Annotated in this window: 19 protein-coding genes and 1 pseudogene; 13 read left to right on the top strand and 7 right to left on the bottom strand. The window is 74.4% G+C overall.

What is annotated here, in order from left to right:
* Nucleotides 1–90: 90 nt before the first annotated feature.
* Nucleotides 91–1194: pseudogene (locus HCK00_RS12635) on the top strand (pectate lyase family protein); the annotation flags it as partial.
* Nucleotides 1195–1343: 149 nt separating this feature from the next.
* Here the strand turns inward: HCK00_RS12635 and HCK00_RS12630 are convergent.
* Nucleotides 1344–2363, bottom strand: a complete 1020-nt coding sequence (locus tag HCK00_RS12630; protein WP_311765290.1) for a DNA polymerase Y family protein — start codon at nucleotides 2361–2363, stop codon at nucleotides 1344–1346.
* A gap of 352 nt (nucleotides 2364–2715) precedes the next feature.
* On the opposite strand from HCK00_RS12630, the gene HCK00_RS12625 reads away from it, so the two are divergent.
* The gene (locus HCK00_RS12625) at nucleotides 2716–3615 is read left to right on the top strand and encodes an alpha/beta hydrolase family protein (protein ID WP_168101958.1); all 900 of its coding nucleotides are present in this window, start codon (nucleotides 2716–2718) and stop codon (nucleotides 3613–3615) included.
* A gap of 218 nt (nucleotides 3616–3833) precedes the next feature.
* Here HCK00_RS12625 and HCK00_RS12620 read toward each other — a convergent pair whose 3' ends face one another.
* The 3 genes from HCK00_RS12620 to HCK00_RS12610 form a co-directional block, all read right to left on the bottom strand.
* Nucleotides 3834–7349: a DNA polymerase III subunit alpha gene (locus HCK00_RS12620; RefSeq protein WP_168101957.1), complete on the bottom strand. Its 3516-nt coding sequence runs from the start codon at nucleotides 7347–7349 to the stop codon at nucleotides 3834–3836.
* Nucleotides 7350–7929: 580 nt separating this feature from the next.
* Complete coding sequence (locus HCK00_RS12615) at nucleotides 7930–9003, bottom strand: S1 family peptidase (protein ID WP_168101956.1); 1074 nt, start codon at nucleotides 9001–9003, stop codon at nucleotides 7930–7932.
* Nucleotides 9004–10091: 1088 nt separating this feature from the next.
* The gene (locus HCK00_RS12610; RefSeq protein WP_168101955.1) at nucleotides 10092–10991 is read right to left on the bottom strand and encodes a S1 family peptidase; all 900 of its coding nucleotides are present in this window, start codon (nucleotides 10989–10991) and stop codon (nucleotides 10092–10094) included.
* A 994-nt stretch (nucleotides 10992–11985) separates the two neighbouring features.
* Between HCK00_RS12610 and HCK00_RS12605 the strand changes: the two genes are divergently transcribed.
* Nucleotides 11986–12420 carry a cell division protein SepF gene (locus tag HCK00_RS12605; protein ID WP_168101954.1) on the top strand — a complete coding sequence of 145 codons (435 nt, stop codon included), beginning with the start codon at nucleotides 11986–11988 and terminating at the stop codon, nucleotides 12418–12420.
* A 10-nt stretch (nucleotides 12421–12430) separates the two neighbouring features.
* On the opposite strand, the gene HCK00_RS12600 is transcribed toward HCK00_RS12605, so the two are convergent.
* On the bottom strand, nucleotides 12431–13621 hold the full coding sequence (locus HCK00_RS12600) for an acyl-CoA dehydrogenase family protein (RefSeq protein ID WP_168101953.1): 1191 nt from the start codon (nucleotides 13619–13621) through the stop codon (nucleotides 12431–12433).
* A gap of 148 nt (nucleotides 13622–13769) precedes the next feature.
* Entirely contained in the window at nucleotides 13770–15665 is a 1896-nt protein-coding gene (locus tag HCK00_RS12595; protein ID WP_240965539.1) for an MFS transporter, read from the bottom strand.
* A gap of 596 nt (nucleotides 15666–16261) precedes the next feature.
* Here HCK00_RS12595 and HCK00_RS12590 point away from each other — a divergent pair.
* A complete protein-coding gene (locus HCK00_RS12590; protein WP_168101952.1) occupies nucleotides 16262–17353 on the top strand; it encodes a phosphatase PAP2 family protein in 1092 nt (363 codons plus the stop codon).
* A gap of 176 nt (nucleotides 17354–17529) precedes the next feature.
* On the opposite strand, the gene HCK00_RS28715 is transcribed toward HCK00_RS12590, so the two are convergent.
* Nucleotides 17530–17820: a hypothetical protein gene (locus HCK00_RS28715; RefSeq protein WP_375781954.1), complete on the bottom strand. Its 291-nt coding sequence runs from the start codon at nucleotides 17818–17820 to the stop codon at nucleotides 17530–17532.
* A gap of 276 nt (nucleotides 17821–18096) precedes the next feature.
* Between HCK00_RS28715 and HCK00_RS12580 the strand changes: the two genes are divergently transcribed.
* The 9 genes from HCK00_RS12580 (at nucleotide 18097) to HCK00_RS12540 (ending at nucleotide 23581) form a co-directional block, all read left to right on the top strand.
* Nucleotides 18097–18408, top strand: coding sequence for a gas vesicle protein GvpO (locus HCK00_RS12580; protein WP_168101951.1), 312 nt, complete (start codon nucleotides 18097–18099; stop codon nucleotides 18406–18408).
* Between the two features lie 128 nt (nucleotides 18409–18536).
* Nucleotides 18537–18983, top strand: a complete 447-nt coding sequence (locus tag HCK00_RS12575; protein ID WP_168101950.1) for a gas vesicle structural protein GvpA — start codon at nucleotides 18537–18539, stop codon at nucleotides 18981–18983.
* Nucleotides 18980–19714, top strand: coding sequence for a GvpL/GvpF family gas vesicle protein (locus tag HCK00_RS12570; protein ID WP_168101949.1), 735 nt, complete (start codon nucleotides 18980–18982; stop codon nucleotides 19712–19714). Before HCK00_RS12575 ends, HCK00_RS12570 begins: the two co-directional genes overlap by 4 nt.
* Nucleotides 19714–19989, top strand: a complete 276-nt coding sequence (locus tag HCK00_RS12565) for a gas vesicle protein GvpG (protein WP_168101948.1) — start codon at nucleotides 19714–19716, stop codon at nucleotides 19987–19989. Before HCK00_RS12570 ends, HCK00_RS12565 begins: the two co-directional genes overlap by 1 nt.
* A gap of 14 nt (nucleotides 19990–20003) precedes the next feature.
* Nucleotides 20004–20705, top strand: coding sequence for a DNA primase (locus tag HCK00_RS12560; protein WP_168101947.1), 702 nt, complete (start codon nucleotides 20004–20006; stop codon nucleotides 20703–20705).
* The gene (locus tag HCK00_RS12555) at nucleotides 20698–21975 is read left to right on the top strand and encodes an SRPBCC family protein (protein WP_168101946.1); all 1278 of its coding nucleotides are present in this window, start codon (nucleotides 20698–20700) and stop codon (nucleotides 21973–21975) included. The genes HCK00_RS12560 and HCK00_RS12555 overlap by 8 nt, the downstream gene beginning before the upstream one ends.
* 90 nt (nucleotides 21976–22065) lie before the next feature.
* A complete protein-coding gene (locus HCK00_RS12550; protein WP_311765289.1) occupies nucleotides 22066–22506 on the top strand; it encodes a gas vesicle protein in 441 nt (146 codons plus the stop codon).
* Nucleotides 22503–23381, top strand: coding sequence for a GvpL/GvpF family gas vesicle protein (locus HCK00_RS12545; RefSeq protein ID WP_168101945.1), 879 nt, complete (start codon nucleotides 22503–22505; stop codon nucleotides 23379–23381). The genes HCK00_RS12550 and HCK00_RS12545 overlap by 4 nt, the downstream gene beginning before the upstream one ends.
* The gene (locus HCK00_RS12540) at nucleotides 23378–23581 is read left to right on the top strand and encodes a gas vesicle protein (protein WP_168101944.1); all 204 of its coding nucleotides are present in this window, start codon (nucleotides 23378–23380) and stop codon (nucleotides 23579–23581) included. Before HCK00_RS12545 ends, HCK00_RS12540 begins: the two co-directional genes overlap by 4 nt.
* The last annotated feature ends 1 nt before the right edge of the window (nucleotide 23582 follow it).

The following is a 23582-nucleotide window of genomic DNA, read 5'->3' as shown; positions in this document are numbered from 1 at the left end:
GGTGGTCCGGCCTCCGGCGGCCCGCGGGGACGACCACGGCGTGCGGCCGGCCTGTGCGCCACCGCGCCACAACGAAAGGGCTGGGCAAGAATGAATCGATCACGCGTGACACGGCTCCGGGCGATGCTCGCCATGACAGCGCTTGCAGTGGCCGCCGCGACCAGCGCGGCACTGCCGGCCCCCGAGGCTTCGGCCGCGACCGGCGGCGTCACCGGTTACGCCACGCAGAACGGTGGCACCACCGGCGGGGCGGGCGGGCAGACCGTCCGGGCGACCACGGGCACCGCGATCCACACGGCCCTGTGCAACCGGGCGAGCAGCAGCACCCCCATCACCATCCAGGTCGAGGGGACGATCAACCACGGCAACACGTCCAAGGTCTCCGGCAGCAGCTGCAACACCGCCGCCGGCGTCATCGAGCTGAAGCAGATCAGCAACGTCACCATCGTCGGGGTCGGCGGCGGGGCCGTCTTCGACCAGCTGGGCATCCACATCCGCGACTCCCGCAACATCATCATCCAGAACGTGACCGTGCGGAACGTCAAGAAGTCCGGCTCGCCCACCTCCAACGGCGGGGACGCCATCGGGATGGAGAAGGACGTCCGGAACGTCTGGGTGGACCACACCACCCTGGAGGCGTCCGGCGGGGAGTCGGAGGGCTTCGACGGCCTCTTCGACCTGAAGGACAACACCCAGTACGTGACGCTCTCCTACAGCATCCTGCGCAACTCCGGCCGGGGTGGCCTCGTCGGCTCCAGCGAGAGCGACCGCTCGAACGGCTACATCACGTACCACCACAACCTGTACCAGAACATCGACTCACGGGCGCCCCTGCTGCGCGGCGGCATCGCCCACATCTACAACAACCACTATGTGAAGCTCAACGAATCGGGCATCAACTCGCGCGCCGGGGCCCGCGCCAAGGTGGACAACAACTACTTCAAGGATTCCAAGAACGTCCTCGGCACCTTCTACACCAGCGAGGCCGGGTACTGGCAGGTCAGCGGCAACATCTTCGACAACGTGCAGTGGTCCGCCCGCAGCGGCGACACCAACCCGGCCGGGCCGAACCCGCAGTCGAACACGACGGTCTCCATCCCCTACGCCTACACGCTCGACTCGGCGAGCTGCGTGCCGAACGTCGTCGCCTCGACGGCGGGCGCGGGCAAGGGCCTGCAGGTCTCGGGCGACTGCTGAACCGCCCCCGCCCGGCCCGCTCCGGAGCCGGTCCCGCCCGGGAGGTGCCCCCTCCCGCCGCGGGGCCGGCTCCGGCGTTCCTGCCCCCCGGGCGCACCCGGACTGCGTCCGCACGCCCCGGCCGCGGGAGAGACGGCCGGCGGTCCTCAGTCGGCCAGGGTCGCCGGGCGTACGGCCTCCGGCCCGAAGCGCCGGCGGGCGCGGTCGGCCGCGGCCTCGGCGGCCCGGGCGCGGTCGTCACCGGGGTCCAGGGAGAGCTGGCGGGAGGCGCCGGCGGCCGGCAGCAGGGCGTCGGCGCGGACCGCGAAGGCCCTGACCCTCGCCCGCTGCAGACCGAGGGCGGCCAGCAGCCCCAGCGCCGCCGTGGCGAGCGCGGGCGAATGGCCGGTGGGCTCCGGCAGCGCGCGCGTCCGCGTGGTGGAGCCGCGGTCGGCGTACCGCACGGTGAGGGTGAGCCGGCCGGTGACCTGCTGTTCCGCGCGCAGCCGCCGGCCGATCCGGTCGGTCAGGGTGAGGACGGCCCGGTGGTGCCGGACGGGGTCGAGGCAGTCCCGGTCGAGGACGAGGTCCTCGGAGAGCGACGCGACGGCCTCCCGGGACCGGACCGGGCGCGGGTCGTGGCCGCGGGCGCATTCGGCGAGCAGCCGGGCCGGCCCGGCGCCGAGCAGCCGCTGGAGGGTGGCCGCGGGAAGGTCGGCGACCTGGCCGACAGTGCGCACCCCGTAGCGGCCGAGCAGCTCGGCCGTACCGCGGCCGGCGCCGGGCAGGACGGAGACCGGCCAGGGCCGCAGCCAGTCGGCGGCCCGCCCGTCGGGCACCTGTGTGGTGGCGCCCGGCGGGGAGGCGCCGGCCGCCACGGTGGCCAGCATCCGGTTGCCGCCGAGCCCGGCGGCGGCGTCGATGCCGTGGAGGGCCAGCAGCCGGAGCTTGGCGAGCTGGACGAGGTCGTAGGGGCCGAGGCCGAAGTAACGGAGCGCCGAGGTCAGATCGAGCTGGACGGCGTCGGGCGGCATCGCGCGCACATGAGGGGTGATGCCGTGCATCAGCTCCACCACCTCGGCGTACCGGTCCTCGTCCGGTACGGGATGCAGCCGCAGATGGGCGATGGACCGGCCGCCCCGGCCGCTCCCGTTCCCGCCGCCGGGCCCGTCCGGCCGGGCGCTCACCCCGCGCCCCCGGGGTCCGCCGGACGCCCCGGAGCGCGCCGGGCGTGAGCACCGGGCGGCGGGACGGCCGTCCGCGGGCGGGGGACGTACGGGGGTGTCATGGGGTCGTGCGCTTCCTTGCCGCCTCGTGCCGGTCCTGCGATGCCTCGCTCTCACGGTACCCCTTGTTCGAATATTTGTGCGAAAACAACAGGCCCCCGCCAACGGGGCCCGCAGCCACCACCCCAGGGCGCTTGACAAAACGGAACGACGCTCCGAATATAACTGGAACGACGCTCCGCTTCGGCTCCGGCCGGAGCCGGACCCGTCCGGCCACCCGCCCGCGGCCGGCCCCAGAAGGGAACCGCGCACCATGAGTGGATCCGGCGACACCGCCGTCCCCGGCTCGTCCGCCCCCGTCCTGTCGTACGGCCCGATGGTGCTGCCCGCCCCCGGGCGGCCCGTGGACCTCCGGATCCGCGTCTCCGCGCCCGCCGGCGGGACGAACCTGCCCGTCGTCCTGCTCTCCCACGGGCAGGGCGGCTCCAACAACCTCTCCTCCCTCAACGGGTACGCGCCCCTCGCCCACCTCTGGGCGGCGGCGGGGCTCGTCGTCGTCCAGCCCACCCACCTCAGCTCCCGGACCTTGAGCCGGCAGCTCGCCGGCGCCCCGGGAGCCCCCTTCTTCTGGGGGTCGCAGGCCGGGGACATGCGCCACATCCTCGACCGGCTCGACGTGATCGAGGAGACCGTGCCGCGGCTCGCCGGGCGCGTCGACCACGGCAGCGTCGCGGTCGCCGGGCACTCCTTCGGCGGTCACACCGCGAGCCTCCTGCTGGGCGCCCGGACCACCGACCCCGCCACCGGGGAGGAGGTGAACCTGTTCGAGCCCCGGATCACGGCGGGGGTGCTGCTGGCCGCGCCGGGCAGCGGCGGCGACGCCCTCAACGGGCCGGCGGCCGGGAACGTCCCGTACCTCCACGGCACCGACTTCTCCACGATGACCACACCCACGCTGGTCGTCGCCGGCGACCAGGACGACTCCCGGCACTTCACCGACGCCGGCCCCGGCTGGCACGCCGATCCCTACCGGCTGGCCCCCGCGCCCAAGACCCTGCTCACCCTGTTCGGCGCCGGGCACCTGCTCGGCGGCATCTCCGGGTACGACGCCGGGGAGACCACCGACGAGAACCCCGGGCGGGTCGCCGCCCTCGGGCGCCTCACCTCGGCCTATCTGCGCACCCGGTTCCGGCCCGGCGACCCCGCCTGGTAGGCCGCGTGCGAGGCGCTGACCACCGGGGAGGGGGCGGTGGGGGAGGTCGCGTCGAAGTAGACACGAAGACCGCCGGGGCGGCCCGCCCCGGCCGTCACCGCCGCGCCGGGCCCGGGCGCCGCCACGGCCCGCCGGAGCACGCCGCCCGCCCGGGATCGCGCGCCACGGCCGCCCCCGGCACAGGGGCGGCCGGGTCCGGCGGCCGCACCGGCCCCGGCTCAGCCCGCCGAGCCGGGGCTGGTGTGACCGAGCCGGCGCACATCGGCCGAGCGGCTGCCGGCGGGCTGCAGATCGGCGTAGGGGTGCAGCCGGGCGCCCGCGGTGCCGTCGGCCAGGGTGCGCCGGGGCTGGGCGGGGGTCGGGTGCGGCCGGTCGGCGCCGAGGAGGGCGAGCGCGGCCTCGGGCCCCTGGTCGCGGCGGGCGGCGGCGATCTCGTCCAGGTCCCAGGCCATGGTGCCGACGACGGTCCGCCGGGTGCCGCGCACCTGTACGGTGCCGCGGACCAGCAGCAGCCCGCTGTGGAAGACGGTGTACGCGCAGGCGGGGTGGGAGTCCTCGAAGAACGCCAGGTCGACCAGGCCGGAGCCGTCCTCCAGGGTGACGAAGACGATCCGCTTGCCGCTGGCGATCGGCGGGGTCTGGGTCGCCGACCGCACCCCGGCGACCAGCACCTGCCGCCCCGCGTCCACCCCGGCCAGCCGGGCCGCGTCGGTGGCGCCGAGCTCCCGCAGCAGCCGGTGGTGATGATCCATCAGGTGGCGGGAGACGTCGATGCCGAGCGTGTTCAGCTCCGCGCCCAGCGCCTCCCGTCCCGTCATCTCCGGCAGGCCGCTCGGCTCCGCGCCGCCGGCCGGGCCCGCCGCGAGGGGGAGCTGGCCGCCGCCCGCGGAACGGGCCCGGGAGGCCCGGTGGAGTTCGGCGATCTGCAGCAGCAGGTCCCGGCGGGTGAGGCGGCCGTCGTGCAGGGAGTCCAGGGCCCCGATCCCCGCGAGGCGCTCGGCCACCGGCCGGCTGGGGCGGGCCCGCTGCCAGAAGTCCGACAGTGAGCCGTACGGCCGGCCGGCCGCGATGCGCTCGCATTCGTCCGCGCCGATGCCCCGCACCTCCGACAGAGCGAGCCGGACCCCCCACCGCCCCTCCCCGGCCCCCTCCGTCCCCTCCTCCCGCTCCACACGATGGTGCGCCCCGGAGCGGTTGACGTCCACGGGCAGCACGGGAACGCCGTGCCGGCGGGCGTCGGCGACCAGGACGCGCTTGGGCCACATCCCCGGGTCGTGTTCGAGCAGACCGGCCAGGAGGAAGGCCGGGTGGTGCGCCTTCAGCCAGGCGCTCTGCAACGCCGGCACGGCGAAGGCGACGGCGTGCGCGCGGCAGAAACCGTAGGCGCCGAAGGACTCGACGGTCCGCCACACCGTCTCCCGGACCTCCGGGGTGTAGCCGCGGGCCGCGGCCCGGCGGTGGAACCAGTCCCGCAGGGCGGGCAGGCGGCCGGGGTCCCCGAGCGCCCGCCGGGCCACCTCGCCCAGCGCCCGGTCGCAGCCGGTCAGCACCGTCAGGGTCTCGATGACCTGTTCGTGCCAGATGGTCACGCCGTAGGTGTCGGCGAGGACCGGCTCCAGGTCCGGATGGGCGTACCCCGGTGAGCCGCCGTGCCGCGCGGCGATGTACCGCTCGGGCATGCCGCCGGCGACCGGGCCGGGCCGGAAGAGGCTGATGTCGGCGATGACGTCCTGCGGATCGCGGGGCTGAAGCCGGGAAAGGAGGTCCTGCTGGCCCGGCGATTCGAGCTGGAACAGCCCGATCGTCCGGCTCTCCTGGATGAGCTTGAAGGCGAAGGTGTCGTCGAGCGGCACCTGGCGCGGGTCGTCCAGGTCGATCCGCTCGCCGGTCGCCCGTTCGAGTTCATCGACGGCGTGGGCCATCGCGGACTGCATCCGCACGCCCAGGACGTCCAGCTTGATGTTGCCCAGCGCCTCGACCTCCTCCTTGGCCGCCATCACCATCGGGTAGCGGTCCTGCGGCGTGGGCTGCACCGGCAGCCGGTCCAGCAGCGTCGCGTCGCTCACGATCACCCCGCAGGGGTGCATGGCCATGCCGTGGACCAGCGAGTCCAGCCCCTCGGCCAGTTCCCACAGCGGCCCGTAGCGCTCCGCCTCGGCGGACAGCCGCCGCAGCTCGGGCAGTTCGGCGAGCGCGCCGGTGATGTCGGAGGCCGGCAGGTGCGGGAAGCTCTTGGCGATCCGGTCGACCTCGGCCGGCGGGATACCCAGGGCGAGGCCGGTGTCGCGCAGCGCCCGGCGCGCCCGGTAGGTCTCCGGCATCGCGGTGACGGCCACCCGCTCCGCGCCGAACCGTTCGAAGATCGCGTCGTAGCACTCCAGCCTGCGGGCGGACTCCACGTCGATGTCGATGTCCGGCAGCGAGGACCGCCGGGCGCTGAGGAAACGCTCGAACAGCAGCCGGTGCTCCAGGGGGTTGGCCGTGGCGATGCCCAGCGCGTGGCAGACCATCGACCCCGCGCCCGAACCGCGGGCCGCGACCCGGATGCCCCGCTCCCGGATGTCGGCGACGACCTGGCCGACGGCGAGGAAGTAACTGTCGTAGCCCAGCCGGGAGATCACGGCGAGCTCCTCGTCCAGCCGTGCGCGGGCGGCCCGGTCGCGGTCCAGGCCGCGTCCGGCCAGCCCGTCCTCGGACCGCCGGCGCAGCAGGCGCGCGGCGGCGCCCGCTCCGCTCCCGGCGCCGAGGATCTCCGGCTCGGGAAAGTGCGGGGTGCCCAGGCCGAGATCGGCCGCGGGGTCGACGGCGCACACGGCGGCCGTGGCGGCGGTGTCCGCCAGCAGCCGCCGGGCCCGCCGGTCGTCCGCGCCCGCGCACTCGGCGATCCGCCGCGCGGCCTCCGCCATCGCCCGGCCGTCCTTGAGCCAGCGCTGCCCGCCGTCCAGCCGGCGCGGGTCGACGGGGCGCAGCAGCCGCGCGGCGTCCAGGACGTCGGCGAGCCGGTGCTGCTCCGGGTCGGCGTAGCGGACGGCGTTGGTGAGCACGGCGGTGGTCCCGGTGCGGTCGGCCAGCGCGAGGGTGCGGGCGGCCAGCCGCAGCGACCCCGGCCCCGTGCCGGACCGGCCGTGGAGGACGGTCTCCAGCCGCAGGCCGTCCCCGAAGACCTCGCGCCAGGGCGCGAGCAGCGCCGCCGCGGCGTCCTCCCGGCCCGCCGAGAGGGCCCGCGCCGGCTCGGAGACGGGGCCGAGCAGCGCGATCAGCCCTTCGCCGCCGTGGGCGCGCAGCGCCTCCCAGGGAACCACCGGTGGGGTGGCGGCCCCGGAACCGGCCGCCGTGCCCGAGTGGGCGGCCGAGGTGATGCGGCACAGCCGCGCCCATCCGGCCCGGTCCCGGGCGAGCAGGACGAACCGCAGCGGCGCCTCGGCGACATGGGCGCCGCCGCGCACCGGGGTGCGGCGGCGCGGCGCGGGCCGGGGCCCGGGGCGGCCCGCCGGGGCCGGCGGGGCCGACGGCTCCACCGCTAGGTCGACGCCGAAGAGGGGCCGTACCCCGGCGGCCGCACAGGCTTCCGCGAACCGTACGGCGCCGGTCACGGTGTCCCGGTCGGTGAGCGCGAGGGCCGGCAGGCCGCGTTCGGCGGCGCGCCGGACGAGATGCTCGGGGTGGGAGGCGCCGTAGCGGGCGGAGTAGCCGGACGCGACATGCAGATGGGTGTATCCCGCCGTACCGGCCATGCCACGCTTCCTTCACTCCGCCCCTTTTCAGCCAGCCCCCACCCCTCGCCTCGTACGTGCGTTCGATTACTCTAACCCCGTCGTGCCAGTTCAGCGCGGTGGAACAGGCAGCGCTCCGGGCCGCAGCCGTTCGAATCGGCTGGCCGGAAAAGGGCCACCCGGCCACCATCCGGACCCGTCACCGGAGTTGAGTGCGGACCCCTCCCCCGGGCTCCGGCGGGGAGAGGGGTGATGACCTTCGTCACGGTGGCGGTTGTTCGATTCCGTCCGGACCGCTCGGGCCCCGCTCCGGCCCCGGGCGGCCGGGCCCGCCGGAGGGCCGCGCCGTCACACCCTCCCCGGCCCCGCCGCCCGTCCCGCGGACGGCGGGACGGGCGGCGGGACGGACAGGGAGACGGACAGGGACGGAGGGGCACAGAGGAACGCAGGGGGACGGCGGGCGCGGAAGAACACCGACGGCCCCCGGACACCTGTGGTGTCCGGGGGCCGTCGGCCCGCCGTGGGGGGTGAGGAGGCGGAGGGTCACGCGGCGGGGCGCGGGACCGTTTCCGTCAGCCGGTCTGGGCCGGCGCCGGCCGGGTCAGCCGATGGAGGCACCGAAGGCGGAGAGCGCCTCGGGAACCGGCTGGAAGAAGGTCGTGCCGCCGGAGGAGCAGTTGCCGCTGCCGCCGGAGGTCAGACCGAGCGCCGTGGAACCCGCGAAGAGCGAGCCGCCACTGTCACCGGGCTCGGCGCAGACCGTGGTCTTGATCAGACCCGAGACCGACCCCTCCTGGTAGTTGACGGTCTCGTTGAGGCCGGTGACCTCGCCGCCGTGCACCTGGGTGGTGCTGCCGCTGCGCTGCACCTCCTGGCCGACGGTGGCGTTGCCGGCCTGGGTGATCGTCTGGGAGCTGCCGTTGTAGAGGTCCACCTCGCTCGGCTGGCTGCCGCCGGAGGTGTACTTCACCAGCGCGTAGTCGTTGCCCGGGAAGCTGGACTCCTCCATGGTGCCGATGGCGGAGCCGCCCGAGGACGTGGACCAGGTGCTGCCCGTGCTGCCGCAGTGGCCGGCCGTGATGAAGTACGGCTCGCCGCCCTTGACCACGTTGAACCCGAGCGAGCAGCGCGCGCCGCCGCTGTAGATGGCCTGGCCTCCGGAGGCGAAGGTCGTGAACTCGCCGGCGACCCGCTCGACGGTCGCGCGGCCGTCCAGCCCGTCGACGACCTTGTTGAGCTTCTCCAGCTTGGCGCCCTTGACCGTGCTGTCGGCGGTGACGACGACCTTGTTGCTCTTCGGGTCGACCGACCAGGAGGTGCCCGGGATGGTGGCGTCGGCCTCCAGGGTGGAGCGCGCCGCCTTCAGGTCGGCGAGGGAGTGCTCGACGACTCTGGCCACCGCGCCCTGCTCGCGGACGTCGGTGGCGGCCTTCTCGTTCAGGACGTTGACGACGAGCCGCTTGGCGTCGGCGTCGTAGTAGGAACCGGCGGCTTCCTTCCCGAGTTCGGAGAGGAGGTTATCGGCCAGCTTGTCGGCCGAGGCCACCGAGAGGGTGGAGGGGGTGGGGGCGGGCGCCGCGTTGGCGCTGTTCAGGGTGAGCGCGCCGGCGGCGAGGGCCGCGGCGGCGGCTCCGGCGACGGCGATACGGTGGCGCGGTATGCGTCGATGCTTCACGCGTGAGCCTCCAGTGGGGGGCGGGCCCGCCGGGTGAGCGGGGACCCGAGGAGATACGTCGGTCGTACGCCGAGGTCATGGGCGCGGAGGTAAGTCGCGTCCATGCCAACGAGCGACGAGTATTCCGACGGGCACACGGCGTTCACAAGATCCTCCGCATCTCCGGCACAGAAAAGGCGGACAACCCTCACTCCGCCCGCACCAGCCGGTTTCCGAACATCCACATCCGACCATCGGACGCCTACCGATTTCCGTACGCGGCCTTCCGGTGAACGGACGGCAGCGCCGCGATTCGCGCGCACCGGCCACGGCGGAACGCCGACCGGCCTGGCCGGAAATCATCGCCGGATCACCGCTATGCGCAGGGCTGTGGCCGGCCAGCGGACGGCCGGGCCCCGTACCCGGCCCCGGCCGCACGGACGGTCCCCCGCCGGGCGCTCTCCCGTCCCACCACCCGGCCTCGCCGCCCGGCGCCCTTCCGGCCCCACCACCCGGCCCCCGACGCCCGTCTCCGGGGGCCGTTCCGGGTACCCTCCCACGCCGGCCCGCGCGCCTCTCCGGGCGGCTTCCTCCGCCGGGGTCACCGTCCACGCCGTGCCCGTCGGGCCACTCGGGCCACTCGGGCCGGGCAGCCCTTCCTCACCCCCGGCGGGGGAAGCACCCGCACGCGACCAGGGAGGGCGGCACCGGGACGGCGCCCTTCCCCGCGGCCACCGCCGCCGTGGTCCGGAGCGTCCGGGGCGGGGAGCAGGAAGGGGCCGCCGCCCCACCGGCGGCGCCCGCCGCGGTCTCACCGGCGCCCGCCGTTCGGGGTCCGCGCCGGCCGCCCGGACCCGCCGGCCGCCGCCCCGGCCCCGTCCACCGGGAGTCACCGGGGAGCCCCGGAGCCCCCCGGGAGACAGCGCCCCCGGCCGGGCGCACACACGCCCGTCCCGCCCCGGCGGACCGGAGCGGGACGGGCGCCCCGAGCGACACGAACGGCAGGCCAAGACCCCGGTGGGCGAGGCCGCGGGAAACGCGGGAGCCCCCGCCCGGTCGACTCGGGCGGGGGCTCCGTCAGCCGGCGGGACGCGCGCCGGCCCCTGCTGTCAGTAGATGCTCACACCGTAGGCGTTGAGGGCCTCGACCACCGGCTGGAAGAAGGTCGTGCCGCCGGAGGAGCAGTTGCCGCTGCCGCCGGAGGTCAGGCCGATCGCCAGGCTGCCGGAGCGCAGCGAGCCGCCGGAGTCGCCGGGCTCGGCGCAGACGTTGGTCCGGATCATGCCGTAGACGATGTCGCCGCCACCGTAGTTCACCGTGGCGTTGAGGCCGGTGACGCTTCCGCTGTGGGTGCCCGTGGTGGAGCCGTGCCGGGTGACGGACATGCCCACGGTCGCGTTGGCCGCGCCGGTGATGTCGACACCGCCGGCGGTACCCGGGCGGCTGACCGAGCCGTCGTAACGGACCAGGCCGTAGTCGTTGTTGGGGAAGCTGGAGCCGACCGTCGGGCCAATGACCGTGGTCCGGCCGGAGTTGGACCACCAAGTGCCCGCACCGTCGGTGCAGTGGCCGGCGGTGAGCATGTAGTCGGTGCTGCCGGAGCGCACGTTGAACCCGGCGGAACAGCGCCAGCCGCTCGCGTAGATGGCGTCGCCGCCCTGGACGTACTTCTGCATGACGCCGGGGGTGCGCTCGATCTTGAGGGCGCCGGCCTCGGTGCCGGCCTCCTTCTTGATCTTCGCGATCTCGGCCTTCGAGACGGTGCTGTCCACCGTCACGACGACAGTGTTGGTCGCCTTGTCGACATGCCAGGCGGTGCCCGCCACATCGGCGTCCAGCACCGCGTCGCTCGCCTCGGCGAGCTGGTTGGCGCTGTAGGTGACGGTGGGTTCCGCGCTGGCGGTGGCCGGCACGGTGAATGCGGCGGCCGCCGCCAGGCCGGAGGCGATGGCGATCAGCCGGGTGCGTCTCGCCACCGCGCCGTGGGGGGCCGTGCGCTTGATCCTCACTGCTTCCTCCAGAGAAGAATCGATAGATCCGCTTGGGGTGGGCGGACCGTGAGGCGCAGTCAGGGAACACTCCGGATTCCGGATACGTCGTGCCCCTGACAAGCACTGCGAGGAGTATTCGGGGGTGGAACACGAGTTCACAAGGGCCCTTTTCGGCCGGTCATGAGGGCAGAGCGGACTGCCCCGGGGACTCGCGGCCACGCGCGGCGCCCCGGATTCCGGGCACCACTGGGACGCGTCCCGGCGGCGGAGGGTTCCCCTCCGGCCCCCGCCTCCCCGCCAGACATGATCGTCGCTGCTGAGAGGGGCTCCCGGCCCGCCTCCGCCGCCTCCGGCCCCGTCGCCGGCGACCCCGCACCGGTCCGCCGGCCGCACGCCGGAGAGCGGCGGCGGGCCGCCCTCCGTGGCCGGCCCGCCGGGATCACCGACTGGTGCATCACGGGCGGAACACCGTGTCCGAAAATCGACCACCGAGTTGCATCGCGGCAGGTGGCCCGTTCCACCGGCCTTCACTTCCGCTTCGGCCGCCCCGGTCACAACGGTCACAACGGGCGCACCCGCCGCAGAGGCCAAGATCCCGGCGGGAGCCCCCACCTGCCGGGAGGGGGCCCGGGGGCGTTCGGCGGCGCACGCGGCCTCGGCCCGCGCACCTGGCACGACGTTGCGCCGGAGTTGCCGGAAGGAGGAGGGGCGCCCGCGACACGCCGGGAGGACATCTGATTTCCGCGCGCCTCCGGCGCCACCCACCCCGCCCCGGGTACCTCCGCCGCCCTCCGGGGCCGCCCGGAACACCCCGGTTCCACCCGTCCTGACCGGCGATCCGAGGCCCCGTCACCACCCCACCCGGCAAACCGAACTGATGTCCCTTTTGGCCTTCTGCACCAGTACCGTCACGAAAAGCGCGTGCGGGGGCTATCCGTTTGGCGCATCATCCGCATCATGGACGACCATAGGAGGGCGGACGGCAGCGACCGCGGGTAGAGAGGAGGCGTCCATGGGATCGGTGCGCAGGGCCAGCGCATGGCTCGGCCTCGTCGACGACAGCGACGAGCGCTACTACGACGACGACTACGCCGAGGACCCGCAGGACGCGGAGGTCTGGGCGACCGACCCGCGGATCCAGGTGGCCGACGAGGCCGCGCAGGATCAGGGGCGCCGGATCGCCACGGTCACACCCGCGGGCTTCCGTGACGCGCGCGCCATCGGCGAACTCTTCCGGGAGGGCGTGCCGGTGATCGTGAACCTTACGACCATGGAGCCGTCCGACGCCAAGCGGGTGGTCGATTTCGCCGCCGGGCTGGTCTTCGGTCTGCGCGGCGGCATCGAGCGGGTCGCCACCCGGGTCTTCCTCCTCACGCCGCCCGACTACCGCGTCGTCACGGGCGAACCCGGTGGCCGGGTGGCGGGCGGCTTCTTCAACCAGAGCTGAGGCCGGGCGCTCACCGGAACGCGTCGATCCCGGTGAGCGCCTTGCCCAGGACGAGCTGGTGCATCTCCACGGTGCCCTCGTAGGTGAGCACCGACTCCAGGTTGGTGGCGTGCCGCATCACCGGGTACTCCAGTGAGATCCCGTTGGCGCCGAGGATCGTCCGCGCCGTGCGGCAGACGGCGATCGCCTCCCGGACGTTGTTGAGCTTGCCGAAGCTGACCTGCTCCGGGCGGAGCGTCCCCGCGTCCATCCGCCGCCCCAGATGGTGGGCGAGCAGCAGTCCCTTGTGGAGTTCCAGCGCCATGTCGGCCAGCTTGGCCTGGGTGAGCTGGAAGCCGCCGATGGGCCGTCCGAACTGCTCGCGTTCCCGGGCGTAGCCGAGGGCGGACTCGAAGCAGGAGCGGGCGGCGCCCATCGAGCCCCACACGATGCCGTACCGCGCGTGGGTGAGGCAGCCGAGCGGGGCACCCAGCCCGGTGGCCCCCGGCAGCACGGCGCCGGCCGGCAACCGCACGCCGTCCAGGACGAGTTCACTGGTGACGGAGGCACGCAGGGACCACTTGTGGCGGATCTCCGGGGCGGAGAAGCCCGGTGTCCCGGCGGGCACGAGGAAACCCCGGACCCCCTCGTCGGTCCGGGCCCACACGACGGCGACCCCGGCCACCGAACCGTTGGTGATCCAGGTCTTGCGGCCGTCGAGCACCCAGTCACCACCCGGCTCCCGCCGGGCGCGGGTCCGCATCGACCCGGGGTCCGAGCCGTGGTCGGGCTCGGTGAGCGCGAAGCAGCCGATCACCTCACCGGCGGCCATCGGCGGCAGCCACCGCTCCTTCTGCTCCTCGGAGCCGTAGCGGTGGACGGCGTACATCGCGAGCGAGCCCTGGACGGAGACCAGGGAGCGGATGCCGGAGTCGGCGGCCTCCAGTTCGAGGCAGGTGAGGCCGTACTGCACGGCGCTCGCGCCGGCGCAGCCGTAGCCCCGGAGCGGCATGCCCAGGGCGCCGAGCGCGCCCAGTTCCCGGGTGAGTTCGCGGATGACGGGCAGCTCGCCGCGCTCGTACCAGCCGGCGATCTCCGGCTGCACCCGCTCCGCGGCCCAGCGGCGGACGGTGTCGCGCACCGCCCGCTCCTCGGCGTCCAGCAGATCGTCGAGACCCAGCGGATCGAGCGGATCGAACGGCGGCGCTGCGGCTGCGGGCATCTCTGGGGGCCTCCAATCGGGTGCGGCTCCGGGCCGGGCCGCTCACGGTCGCTCAGGGCTCGCCCGCCCGATGATCAGACGCTACGGCGGGGCGTTCGGGCCTGTCCAGCCCCGCCCCGCGTACCCCTGGGGGCGGGGCGGGCCGGGATCAGCGGTGGGCGGTCACGGCCGCGGTGTCCCGCTCACCGTCCCTTCCGCCGTCCCTTCGGCCGTCCTTCCCCGTCTTCCTGAAGGTGTTCCCGGCGTCCCCCGCGGCGCTGGCACCCCCGGCGTCCCCGGACTTCTCCCGGTCCCGGTGTGGCGGTTCACCGGCGGCCTCCCGGCCCCCCGCGCCTCCCGGCCGGCGGGCGGGGAGGGTGGCGGCCGGGTACGGCCCGGCGGTGTGCGGGCCGGGGTCGCGCCGCTCCGGCGTCGCCGCTCCCCGCGGCCCGTCCGCCCCGGCCGGCTCCCCCGCCCCGGCCGGGTCGGCCGGCCCGCAGGGACGGTCGCCGTCCATGCGGCGCGGCAGCCGCAGCGCGGCCAGGGCGCCCAGCAGCAGCAGGAGCGCGCTGACCGCCAGCGTGACGTGGAGGCCGCGGACGAACGCCTCCCGGGCGGCGGTGCGCAGCGCGGCCGCGGCCGGCCCGTCGAGTCCGCGCGCCACCTCCTGGGCCTCGCCCAGGGAGTGGGCGGCGGCGCGCGAGGCGCCGGCCGGGACCCCGGGCGTCCCGGCGACCGCCGGTGCGTAGACCGCGTTCATCACCGTGCCGAGCAGGGCGATGCCGATGCCGGCGCCGAGTTGGTAGGAGGTCTCGCCGATCGCGGCGGCGCCACCGGCCTGCTCGGCGGGCGCGTCGCTGAGCATCGACTCGTACGCGCCGAAGAGCGTGGTCTCCAGGCCGAAACCGAGCAGGACGAAGCCGGTGAGGAGGAGCGCGGGCCGGTCCTGCTGGCCCATGGCGGTCAGCGAGACGACGGCCACGGCGGTCAGCGCGAATCCTGCGGCGACCATGGCGCGCGGGCCGAACCGCTGGAGCATCCGCGAGCCGAGCAGACCGGCGGCCATGGCCGCGCAGGTCAGCGGCACCATCCGGAGCCCGGTCTCCAGCGGGGAGAAACCGAGGACGAGCTGGAGGTACTGGGTGGCGATGAGCTGGAGGCCGACCAGGGCCAGCATCGCCAGCACGATGCAGCCCACAGAGGTGCCGAAGGCCGGGCGGGCGAACATCCGCAGGTCGACCAGCGGGTGTTCGCGGCGCCGCTGCCGGCGGGCGAAGAGCACCAGCAGCACCAGCCCCACGAGCAGCGGGCCCGTCGTGAACAGGTCGAGGACGGGTTCCCCGCTCCCGGCCCGCTTGACGCCGAGGACGGTGCCCGCGAGGCCGAAGGCGGCCATGAGCGCGCCGAGCACGTCCCAGGGGCCTTCCCCGTCCCCGGTGGACTCCGGGAGGAGCCAGCGGCCGACGGGGAGACAGACGGCCATCAGCGGGAGGTTGATCAGGAAGACCGAGCCCCACCAGAAGTGCTCCAGCAGCGCCCCGCCGAGCAGCGGGCCCACGGCCGCGCCGACGGCCGCGACCGCGCTCCAGATGCCGATGGCCAGCGCCCGTTCCCGGCGGTCGGGGAAGACCTGGCGGAGGATGGAGAGCGTGGCGGGCATGATCATCGCGCCGCCGACGCCGAGCAGGGCCCGCCCCGCGATGAGCATGTAGGGACTGTCCGCGGTGGCGGCGACGAGGGAGGCCACGCCGAAGATCCCGTAGCCGAGGAGGAGGACGCGGCGGCGGCCGACCCGGTCACCGAGGGTGCCGAAGAGGATCAGCAGCGAGGCGGCGACGAGCGGATAGGCGTCGACGATCCAGAGGAGTTCCACCGCCCCGGGCCGGAGATCCTCGGTGACGGCGGGGACGGCGACGTGGAGGACGGTGGCGTCCAGCGCGACCAGCAGCAGGCTGACGCAGAGGACGACCAGGACCGCCCAGCGGCTGGGGCCGCCGGCGGGGGGCGGTGGTTGCCGGGGAACGTCCGCCGCCCGTGGTCCGCGGGCCTTGGCCGTTCCGGACATGTGCGCACCTCCGAGTGTTGCGCTCGCTCTCGGCGGGCTCCGGAACGGGCGGCTCCTGCCCGCGCCCGGCGTGGCGTCGAGAAGTGAGTGAAGACGACAGGGTACGCGAGCGCGGAGAGGCGGCCTGTGTCCGGGCTCACTTCCGCCGTCCGCTGTCAACGCGACATGCCGCGGGCCGGGCGGCTTCCGGCGGGCCCCGGGGGTCACCGTCGCCCCGCCCCCGCCGGAAGACCGATTCCGGAGCCCCCGCGGGAAGAGCCGGGCCCTCCCCGCGGGGGCGGGCGGACGGGTGGGCGGGCCGCCCCGCCGGCGACCCGGCCGACGGCGGAAACCCAGGTCAGCGTGGGGTTCACGGAGTTCCGCCCGGGGAACATGAGGGCCGGGCGGGGAAATGGCGGGCGACTTCGGGATGAACGCTTCGCGCCCTCGAAAAGTGAGCCCGATTAACGCCTTCCAGGGAATTCCACCGAGCCCTCGCGGCATTTGAGGGAACACCGCGAATAAACTTCTCGATGAGAGCAAGTCCACATCACATCGTCATCACGAACCCGCACGTATGTGGGGGTCGGCCGTTCACCCCCTGTAACGTCCGTTCCGTGCGTACCGACCGAATCCTCGCCCGGCTCGAACAGGAGCCTGAGAGAGCGAGCAACCGCGATGTCCCGCGGATGAGCCGAACACGCAAGGTGCTCCTCGCCTCGGCCGTCGCCTGTTACGCCGCGATCGTGCTGGCCGTGCTCGTGAGCGACCGTCTGGTCCACCTGGACTGGCAGGTCATGCTCTTCCGCCCGTACAAGCAGTGGCCGGAGCTGCACGCCGCGCTCGACTACTTCGTCGTGCTCGGGCAGCGCGGCCCGACGGCGGTGCTGGTCGCCGCCTGGCTGGGCTGGCGCTCCTGGCGGCAGCGCACCTTGCGCCCGCTGCTGGTACTGGGCGCGGCGCTGCTGCTGCTCAACAGCACCGTGGGCTCGGTGAAATACGGGCTCGGGCGGCTCGGCCCGCACTACGCCACCACCGTCGGGGCGGACGAGATGTTCGCCGGCGGTGACATATTTCCCTCCGGTCACACCGCCAACGCGGTGGTGACCTGGGGGATTCTGGCCTATCTGGCGACGACGCCGCGGGCCCGGCGGGTGCTGTCGCTGGTCGCCGCCGGCTTCGCGCTCGGGGTCGGCGCGACCACCGTCTACCTGGGCACCCACTGGGTGAGCGATGTCCTCCTGGGGTGGATCGCCGGACTGGTGGTGCTACTGGCGCTGCCGTGGTGCGAGCCGCTGATCGCCGCCGCGAACGACTGGCTGCTGGACACCCGGGACCGGCTGAAGGCGGGCCGCCGGCCGGCACCGCTGCCCTTCCCCATCCCCCCGCTTCCCGCGGTGCCCGAACGGCTCCCGAGCACCGCGGTCCCCGACGGGACGGCCACGGCACCGGCGGCGCGTGAGCCGGCCGGGCCCGTCCCGCCCCGTGAGCCGGTGGCGGCCGCAACCGGTTCCCGGCCGGGCGGTACGGGCTACGGGGGCGCGCCGCCGCGGACCTATCCGGCGCCGCGGACGCACCCCCACCCCGGCCGGTCCGAGCGCTCCCCGGCCGGGCCGACCGGCAGCCGCAGACCGCAGCCGGGCGCCGACCGCGCGCCGCGCACCGCGCCCGTCGGTCCCGGCGGGCGGTACGGGCACACGGCCGGCTGAGCCCGGCCCGGACGGCACGCACAGACCTCCGCGCGGCACGCCCCTGGTGGGGTGAGGGCCCGCACCCGGTCCGGGGTGCGGGCCCTCACCGTGTCACCGGTGCGCTCCGCGTGGCGTCGCGCCGCTCGCCCGGGCCCGCGTCCGCACGGCGACTCCCGGGGCCGGGGAGCGGCGGCTCACCCCGTCCAGCAGCGGACCACCTCGCCGTCCGCCACCGCGAAGTTGATGCGCCCTTCCCGGAACTCCATGGTGATGACGGCGTCGGTCGGCAGCGTCCGCACGGTGGCCCAGCCGCGTTCCCGCGCGCGTTCCTCCGCCTCGGCCGCGCCGAGCCCGACGTAGATCTCGCCGGCCTCGCCGACCTCGTCGGCCTCATTGGCAGCCTTGTCGGTCCCGTTGCCGCCGGCCGCCCGCCCGGGGCCGTCCGCCGGTCCGGCTGATTCCGCTGGTTCGGCTGATTCGTTCATGACAGCCACCGTACTGCCCGGCCGCGCGCGGTGGCCCGGCCGCCCCGCCATCCTCCGTACCACCGTGCCGCGATGACGCATCGTGAGCGGTACGGGGCCCGCTCCCCGCGCCGCTCACTCGTCCCGGTGACTTCCACGGCAAGTCATTAACCCGCTCTCCTGCCCGGGATTTCCCCGGCCATTCCGCCGGACCACCGGCCGGTTCCGCATTCGCACCGCTCCCGCACATTGCGTTTGCGTTAGGCCGGACGAGGTAGGCGCGTGCCGAGGAGAGCCATGGCAGACAAATCCGAGAACAGCGACAAGAGCGCGGCGAACGGCCGCGGCGGCAGCCCGGCGGCGCTGGAGGTCCTGCGCACCGCGGGTGCTCAGCTCGCCGAGCTGACCGGCCTGCGGGCGGAGACCGTCACCCGTTTCGAGCGCACGGACGAGGGCTGGGTCATCGAGATCGAAGTCCTCGAACTCCCGCGGGTGCCCGACACGATGAGCCTGATGGCTTCGTACGAAGTCACCACCGACCGGGACGGTCAGCTCACGGGGTACCGGCGCGCCCGGCGCTACGAACGGGGCCGGTCGGACCGCCGCTGACCCGTCGGACGATCCGGCACCGGGCCGTTCTTGCCCCGGGGGCGTCCGAGCACCCCGGGAAACCGGGGGAACCCGGCGGAACGGCAACCGGAGAACCGTCGAACACCAGAAAGGAAGTGCATCCCCGCATGACCGTGGTACCGGCACAGCAACAGGGCGGCTCCGGAGGCGGCAGCAGCGGCCTCTACGACGTTCTGGAACTCATACTCGACCGAGGGCTGGTGATCGACGCGTTCGTCCGGGTCTCCCTCGTCGGCATCGAGATCCTCAAGATCGATGTCCGCGTGGTCGTCGCCAGCGTCGACACGTATCTCCGCTTCGCCGAGGCCTGCAACCGCCTCGACCTCGAATCCGGCCCGCGGAAGGACCCGGGCCTGCCGGACCTCGTCGGCAAGATGACCGAGTCGGGGGCGAAGGGCAAGTCCAAGGGGGCCCTCTCCGGTGCCGCCGAGACCCTCAGCGAGGCGTTCAAGCAGGGCCAGGACCGGGCGGGCGGTGAGGAGCGGGAGGCCGAGCCGGCCCGCAAGTCCACCAGCCGCCGCACCAGCACGCGCCGGAAGGAGGAGAGCGAGTGAGCACCTACGTCTACGGCATCATCGACGCCGAGCGGGAGCTCCCCGACGGTCTCGCCGGTGTCGGCGACCCGCCGAACCCCGTGCGGGCGCTGCGCGCGGGCGGTCTGGCCGCGGTCGTCAGCGACTGTCCCGAGCAGCTCCGCCCCAAGCGCCGTGACCTCCTGGCCCACCAGCACGTCCTGGCCGAGGCCGGGGCCGACGGCGCCGTGCTGCCGCTGCGGTTCGGCAGCCTCTCCGCCGACGACGACGCGGTCCTCGCCGTGCTGACGGACCACGCCGAGCACTACCGGAGCCAGCTCGGCGAGCTGGACGGCCGGGTCGAGTACAACGTCAAGGCGGCCCACCGCGAGGACGACGTGCTGCGTCTGGTGGTCTCCGAGAACGACGAGATCCGGGCGCTGAACGAGGCCAACCGGGCGGCGGGCGGCGGCTCGCACCAGGACAAGCTGCGTCTCGGCGAGATGGTCGCCGGCGCGGTACGGGCCCGCGAGGAACAGGACGCCAAGATCCTGCGGGACGCGCTGGGGTCCGCCGCCGACCGGCAGGCGCCCGGCCCGGAGTCGGCGGGCTGGCTGCTCAACCTCTCGTTCCTGATGGGGCGGGACACCGCCGCGCCGTTCGTGGAGTCCGTCGAGGAGCTCCGCCGGGCCCACCCGCACGTGGACCTGCAGGTGACCGGCCCGCTCCCGCCGTACAGCTTCGTGCGACCCGCGCCGGAGCACGTCTCCTGATGGGACTGCTGGGCGAGATCCTGCTGCTGCCGCTGGCACCCGCCCGGGGCACCGGGTGGGTGTTGCGGCAGGTGGTGGCCGAGGCGGAGCGCCAGTACTACGACCCCTCGGCCATCCAGCGGGAGCTGAGCGAGCTGGCGGAACAGCTGGACCAGGGCCTGATCGACGAGGCCGAGTTCGACCGCCGCGAGGACGAGCTGCTGGACCGGCTCGAAGCGGCGCAGCAGCGCCGGGCTCCGGCGCAAGGCGGTGGGTGGACCCCGCCGCCCCGATGACAGGGAGAACGACCATGGACAACCGGCTGGCCCTCACGCTGGCCGTGGGCGCGGGTTACCTGCTGGGCCGTACCAAGAAGGCGAAACTCGCCCTCGGGGTCGGCGGCATGGTGCTCGGCAAACGGCTGAAACTCACCCCTCAGCAACTGGGCGGGCTGCTCACCGAGCAGCTCAAGAACAACCCGCAGCTGGCCGAGGTACGCGACCAGCTGCGCGGCGACCTGCAGGGCGTGGGCAAGGCGGCGGCGACCGCGCTGGTCTCCCGGCGGCTCGACGCCCTCTCCGACCGGCTGCACGACTCCACCCTCGGGGTCAAGGACAAGCTCGGTGGCCTGAGCGGCGCCGTTCCGGGGGCCCCCTCCCGGGGCGGGCGGGACGGAACCGCGGACCACGACGAGCGAGACGACGACGGGCGTGACGAGCGCGGCGAGCGCGAGCAGGACCGCGGCGACGAGGAGAAGCCCGCGCCCCGCAAGACCGCGCAGAAACGGTCCTCCGGCGCGGGGGCGTCATCCAAGGAGGCCGGGGGGTCCAGGGAGTCCGCGAAGTCCCGGGGATCCGCCTCCGGCGCCACCAAGAAGACGGCCGGGTCCGGCCGCTCCGGGCGCCCGGTGAAGAAGACGGCCGCGTCCGCGGATTCCCGGGGCCGGACGGCCGGTTCGGCGGCGAAGAAGACCGCCGCCCGGCGCCGGACGGGAGGCGAGGACCGTGGCTGAGAGCAGAGGCCCGGCGTCCTCCCTCAAGGAGAACCTGGCCGGCAACCCGGCCGTGGACCGGCTGAAGCAGGAGGCGTCCGCGTTCGCCGCGGCCCAGGCGCAGCGGCTGCTGGTCTCGGCCGGGCAGAAACTCGGCACGGCCACGAACCGCCTCACCGACATCGCCGAGGGCCGTGACTCCGGCGGCGGTTCGGGCCTGCTGAAACTGGCCACGGAGGGCGGGAAGAAGTTCGCCGAGGGCAAGGGCCCGCTGCGTTCCGCCGTCGAGATGGGCGCCTCCTCCGTCAAGGACAAGGCCAAGGAGGCGCTGGGCATGGGCGGCAAGCGCAAGGGCGGTGGTGGCAAGGGCAAGTTCGTCACCATCAGCGAGGACGTCGATGTCGGCGTGCCGCTGCGCGAGGCGTACAACCAGTGGACCCAGTACCAGGAGTTCTCCACCTTCGCCAAGGGCGTACAGGGCGTGGAGTCCGCCGACGACACCACGACCAACTGGCGGGCGAAGATCTTCTGGTCCAGCCGGAGCTGGAAGGCGAGCGTCACCGAGCAGATCCCCGACGAGCGGATCGCCTGGACCTCCGAGGGCGCCAAGGGCACGGTCAAGGGTGTGGTGACCTTCCACTCCCTGGACCACAACCTCACCCGCATCCTCATGGTCGTCGAGTACTACCCCAAGGGCCTGTTCGAGAAGACCGGCAACATCTGGCGGGCCCAGGGCCGCCGGGCGCGGCTGGACCTGAAGAACTTCCGCCGCTTCGTGATGATGCGCGGGGAGGCCACCGGCGCCTGGCGCGGTGAGATCCGCGACGGCGAGGTCGTCCGCAGCCACGACGAGGTCGTGGAGGCCGAGGAGGAACAGGCCGAGCGGCGGGACGGCGCGGCCGCGGAACACCCCGGCGAGGGTCCCGGGGACGGCCACGACGAGGCAGCGGCGCCCCACGGGGAATCCGACGGCGAACACGAGGAAGAAGCGGCGTACGAGGACGAACTCCCCCCGGAGGACGCCGAGTACGACGACGACCTGGAGGACGCCGAGGAGTTCCACGAGGACGAGCCCGCCGACGAGGAGGAGCCGGAGGACGAGGCCTACCTCGACGAGGACGCCGACGAGGCCGAGGACGCCGACGAATACTTCGACGAGCACGAGGAGCCCGACGAGCCCCACGAGCTCGACGAACCGGCCGCCGAGCACGACGAGGAGCCCGTCGAGCACGAGGACGACCTCGAGGACGAACACGAGGACGAGGACGAGCCGGCCGGCACCCGCCGCTGACCCGGGGCCCCTCCCCCGCCGCCGGCCCGCCCGCCGCACGGACATCGCGGCACGCCACCCCACCCGCACGACCAGGAAAGGAACCCGAGCGTGACGAGCCCACTGCCCGGACCCTACGGACAGTCCGGCAACAGCGCGAACCTCGCGGACATCCTTGAACGGGTGCTCGACAAGGGTGTCGTGATCGCCGGTGACATCCGGATCAATCTGCTGGACATCGAGCTCCTCACCATCAAGCTGCGGCTGATCGTCGCCTCCGTCGACAAGGCGAAGGAGATGGGCATCGACTGGTGGGAGCACGATCCGGCGCTCTCCTCCGGTGCCAAACGCCGTGAGCTGGCCGAGGAGAACGAGCGCCTGCGGGAGCGCATAGCCGCGCTGGAGGAGCAGCGGCAGGCGGTCCCGGCGGGCGGGGAGGCGGCCGGCCTGCCCGAGGCCTCCGGCGCCTCCAGGGACTCCGGGGACGACCCCGGGCGGGAAAACGAACGGGAACCCGAGAGGGAGAACGAGCAGAAGGAGAAGAACGGGTGACGACGCTGCGGTATGTCTACGCGGTGGTCCGCCCCGGCGGCCCGCCCCTGCCCGGGGAGCTCCGGGGTGTGTCCGGCGCCCCCGTCGGCACGGTCGACGGGGGCGGGGTCACCGCGGTGGTGAGCCCGGTTCCGGCCGAGGAGTGGGACGAGGAGCCGCTCCGGGCCAATCTGGAGAACCTCGACTGGCTGGAGCGGGCCGCGCGCGGCCACCAGCAGGTGGTGGACGCGGTCGCGGCGCTGGGCGTCGCGCTGCCGCTGCGGCTGGCCACACTCTGCCGGGACGAGGAGGGCGTCCGCCGGATGCTCGACGGCGACGCACAGCGTTTCGAACGCGCCTTCGGGATACTCGAGGGCCGGGACGAGTGGGGCGTCAAGATCTTCACCGAGCCGGACCCGGCCGGCGGCAGCGGTGGTGGTGGGGCCGAGGCCGGCGGTACCGGCACCGGCGGCCCCGCGCCGTCCCGCCCCGCCTCGGGCCGGGACTACCTGCGGCAGCGCCAGGCACACCGCCGCTCCCGGGAGGACTCCTCCCGGCGGGCGGACACCTGGGCGCGCCGGGTCCACGACGAACTCGTCACGCTCGCCGAGCACACCCGGCTGCACCAGCCGCAGAACGCCCGCCTGTCGGGCGCCGCCGGGGAGAACGTCCTCAACGCGGCCTATCTGGTCCCCCGCGACCAGGCCGGGCCGTTCGCCGCCCGGGTGGGCGAACTCGCGCGTGACACCGCGGGGTTGCGGGTGGAGCTGACGGGCCCCTGGGCGCCGTACTCCTTCACCGCGTTCGCCACCGGCGCGGAGGAAGGCGGCGGGACCGGTTCCGGTAGCGCGGGCGCGGCCCCCGCCGCGGGCGCCTCCGCCGGGGAGCGGGCATGAGTACCGAGCCCGAACCGCTGGCGCACCGGCAGGTGGCCCTGGTGGACCTCCTCGACCGGCTGCTCGCCGGCGGGGTGGTGCTCGCCGGGGACCTGACCCTGCGCATCGCCGATGTGGACCTGGTCAGGATCGACCTGCACGCCCTGATCAGCTCGGTGAACACCGACGTACCGTCTCCGTGGGAGCCGGGAGAGGAGTGAC

The sequence above is a fragment of the Streptomyces zingiberis genome, assembly GCF_012034935.1.
In the GTDB taxonomy this organism is placed as follows: domain Bacteria; phylum Actinomycetota; class Actinomycetes; order Streptomycetales; family Streptomycetaceae; genus Streptomyces; species Streptomyces zingiberis.
Note: the sequence above shows the minus strand (reverse complement) of the source record. Positions and strands in the feature narration are given on the sequence as shown.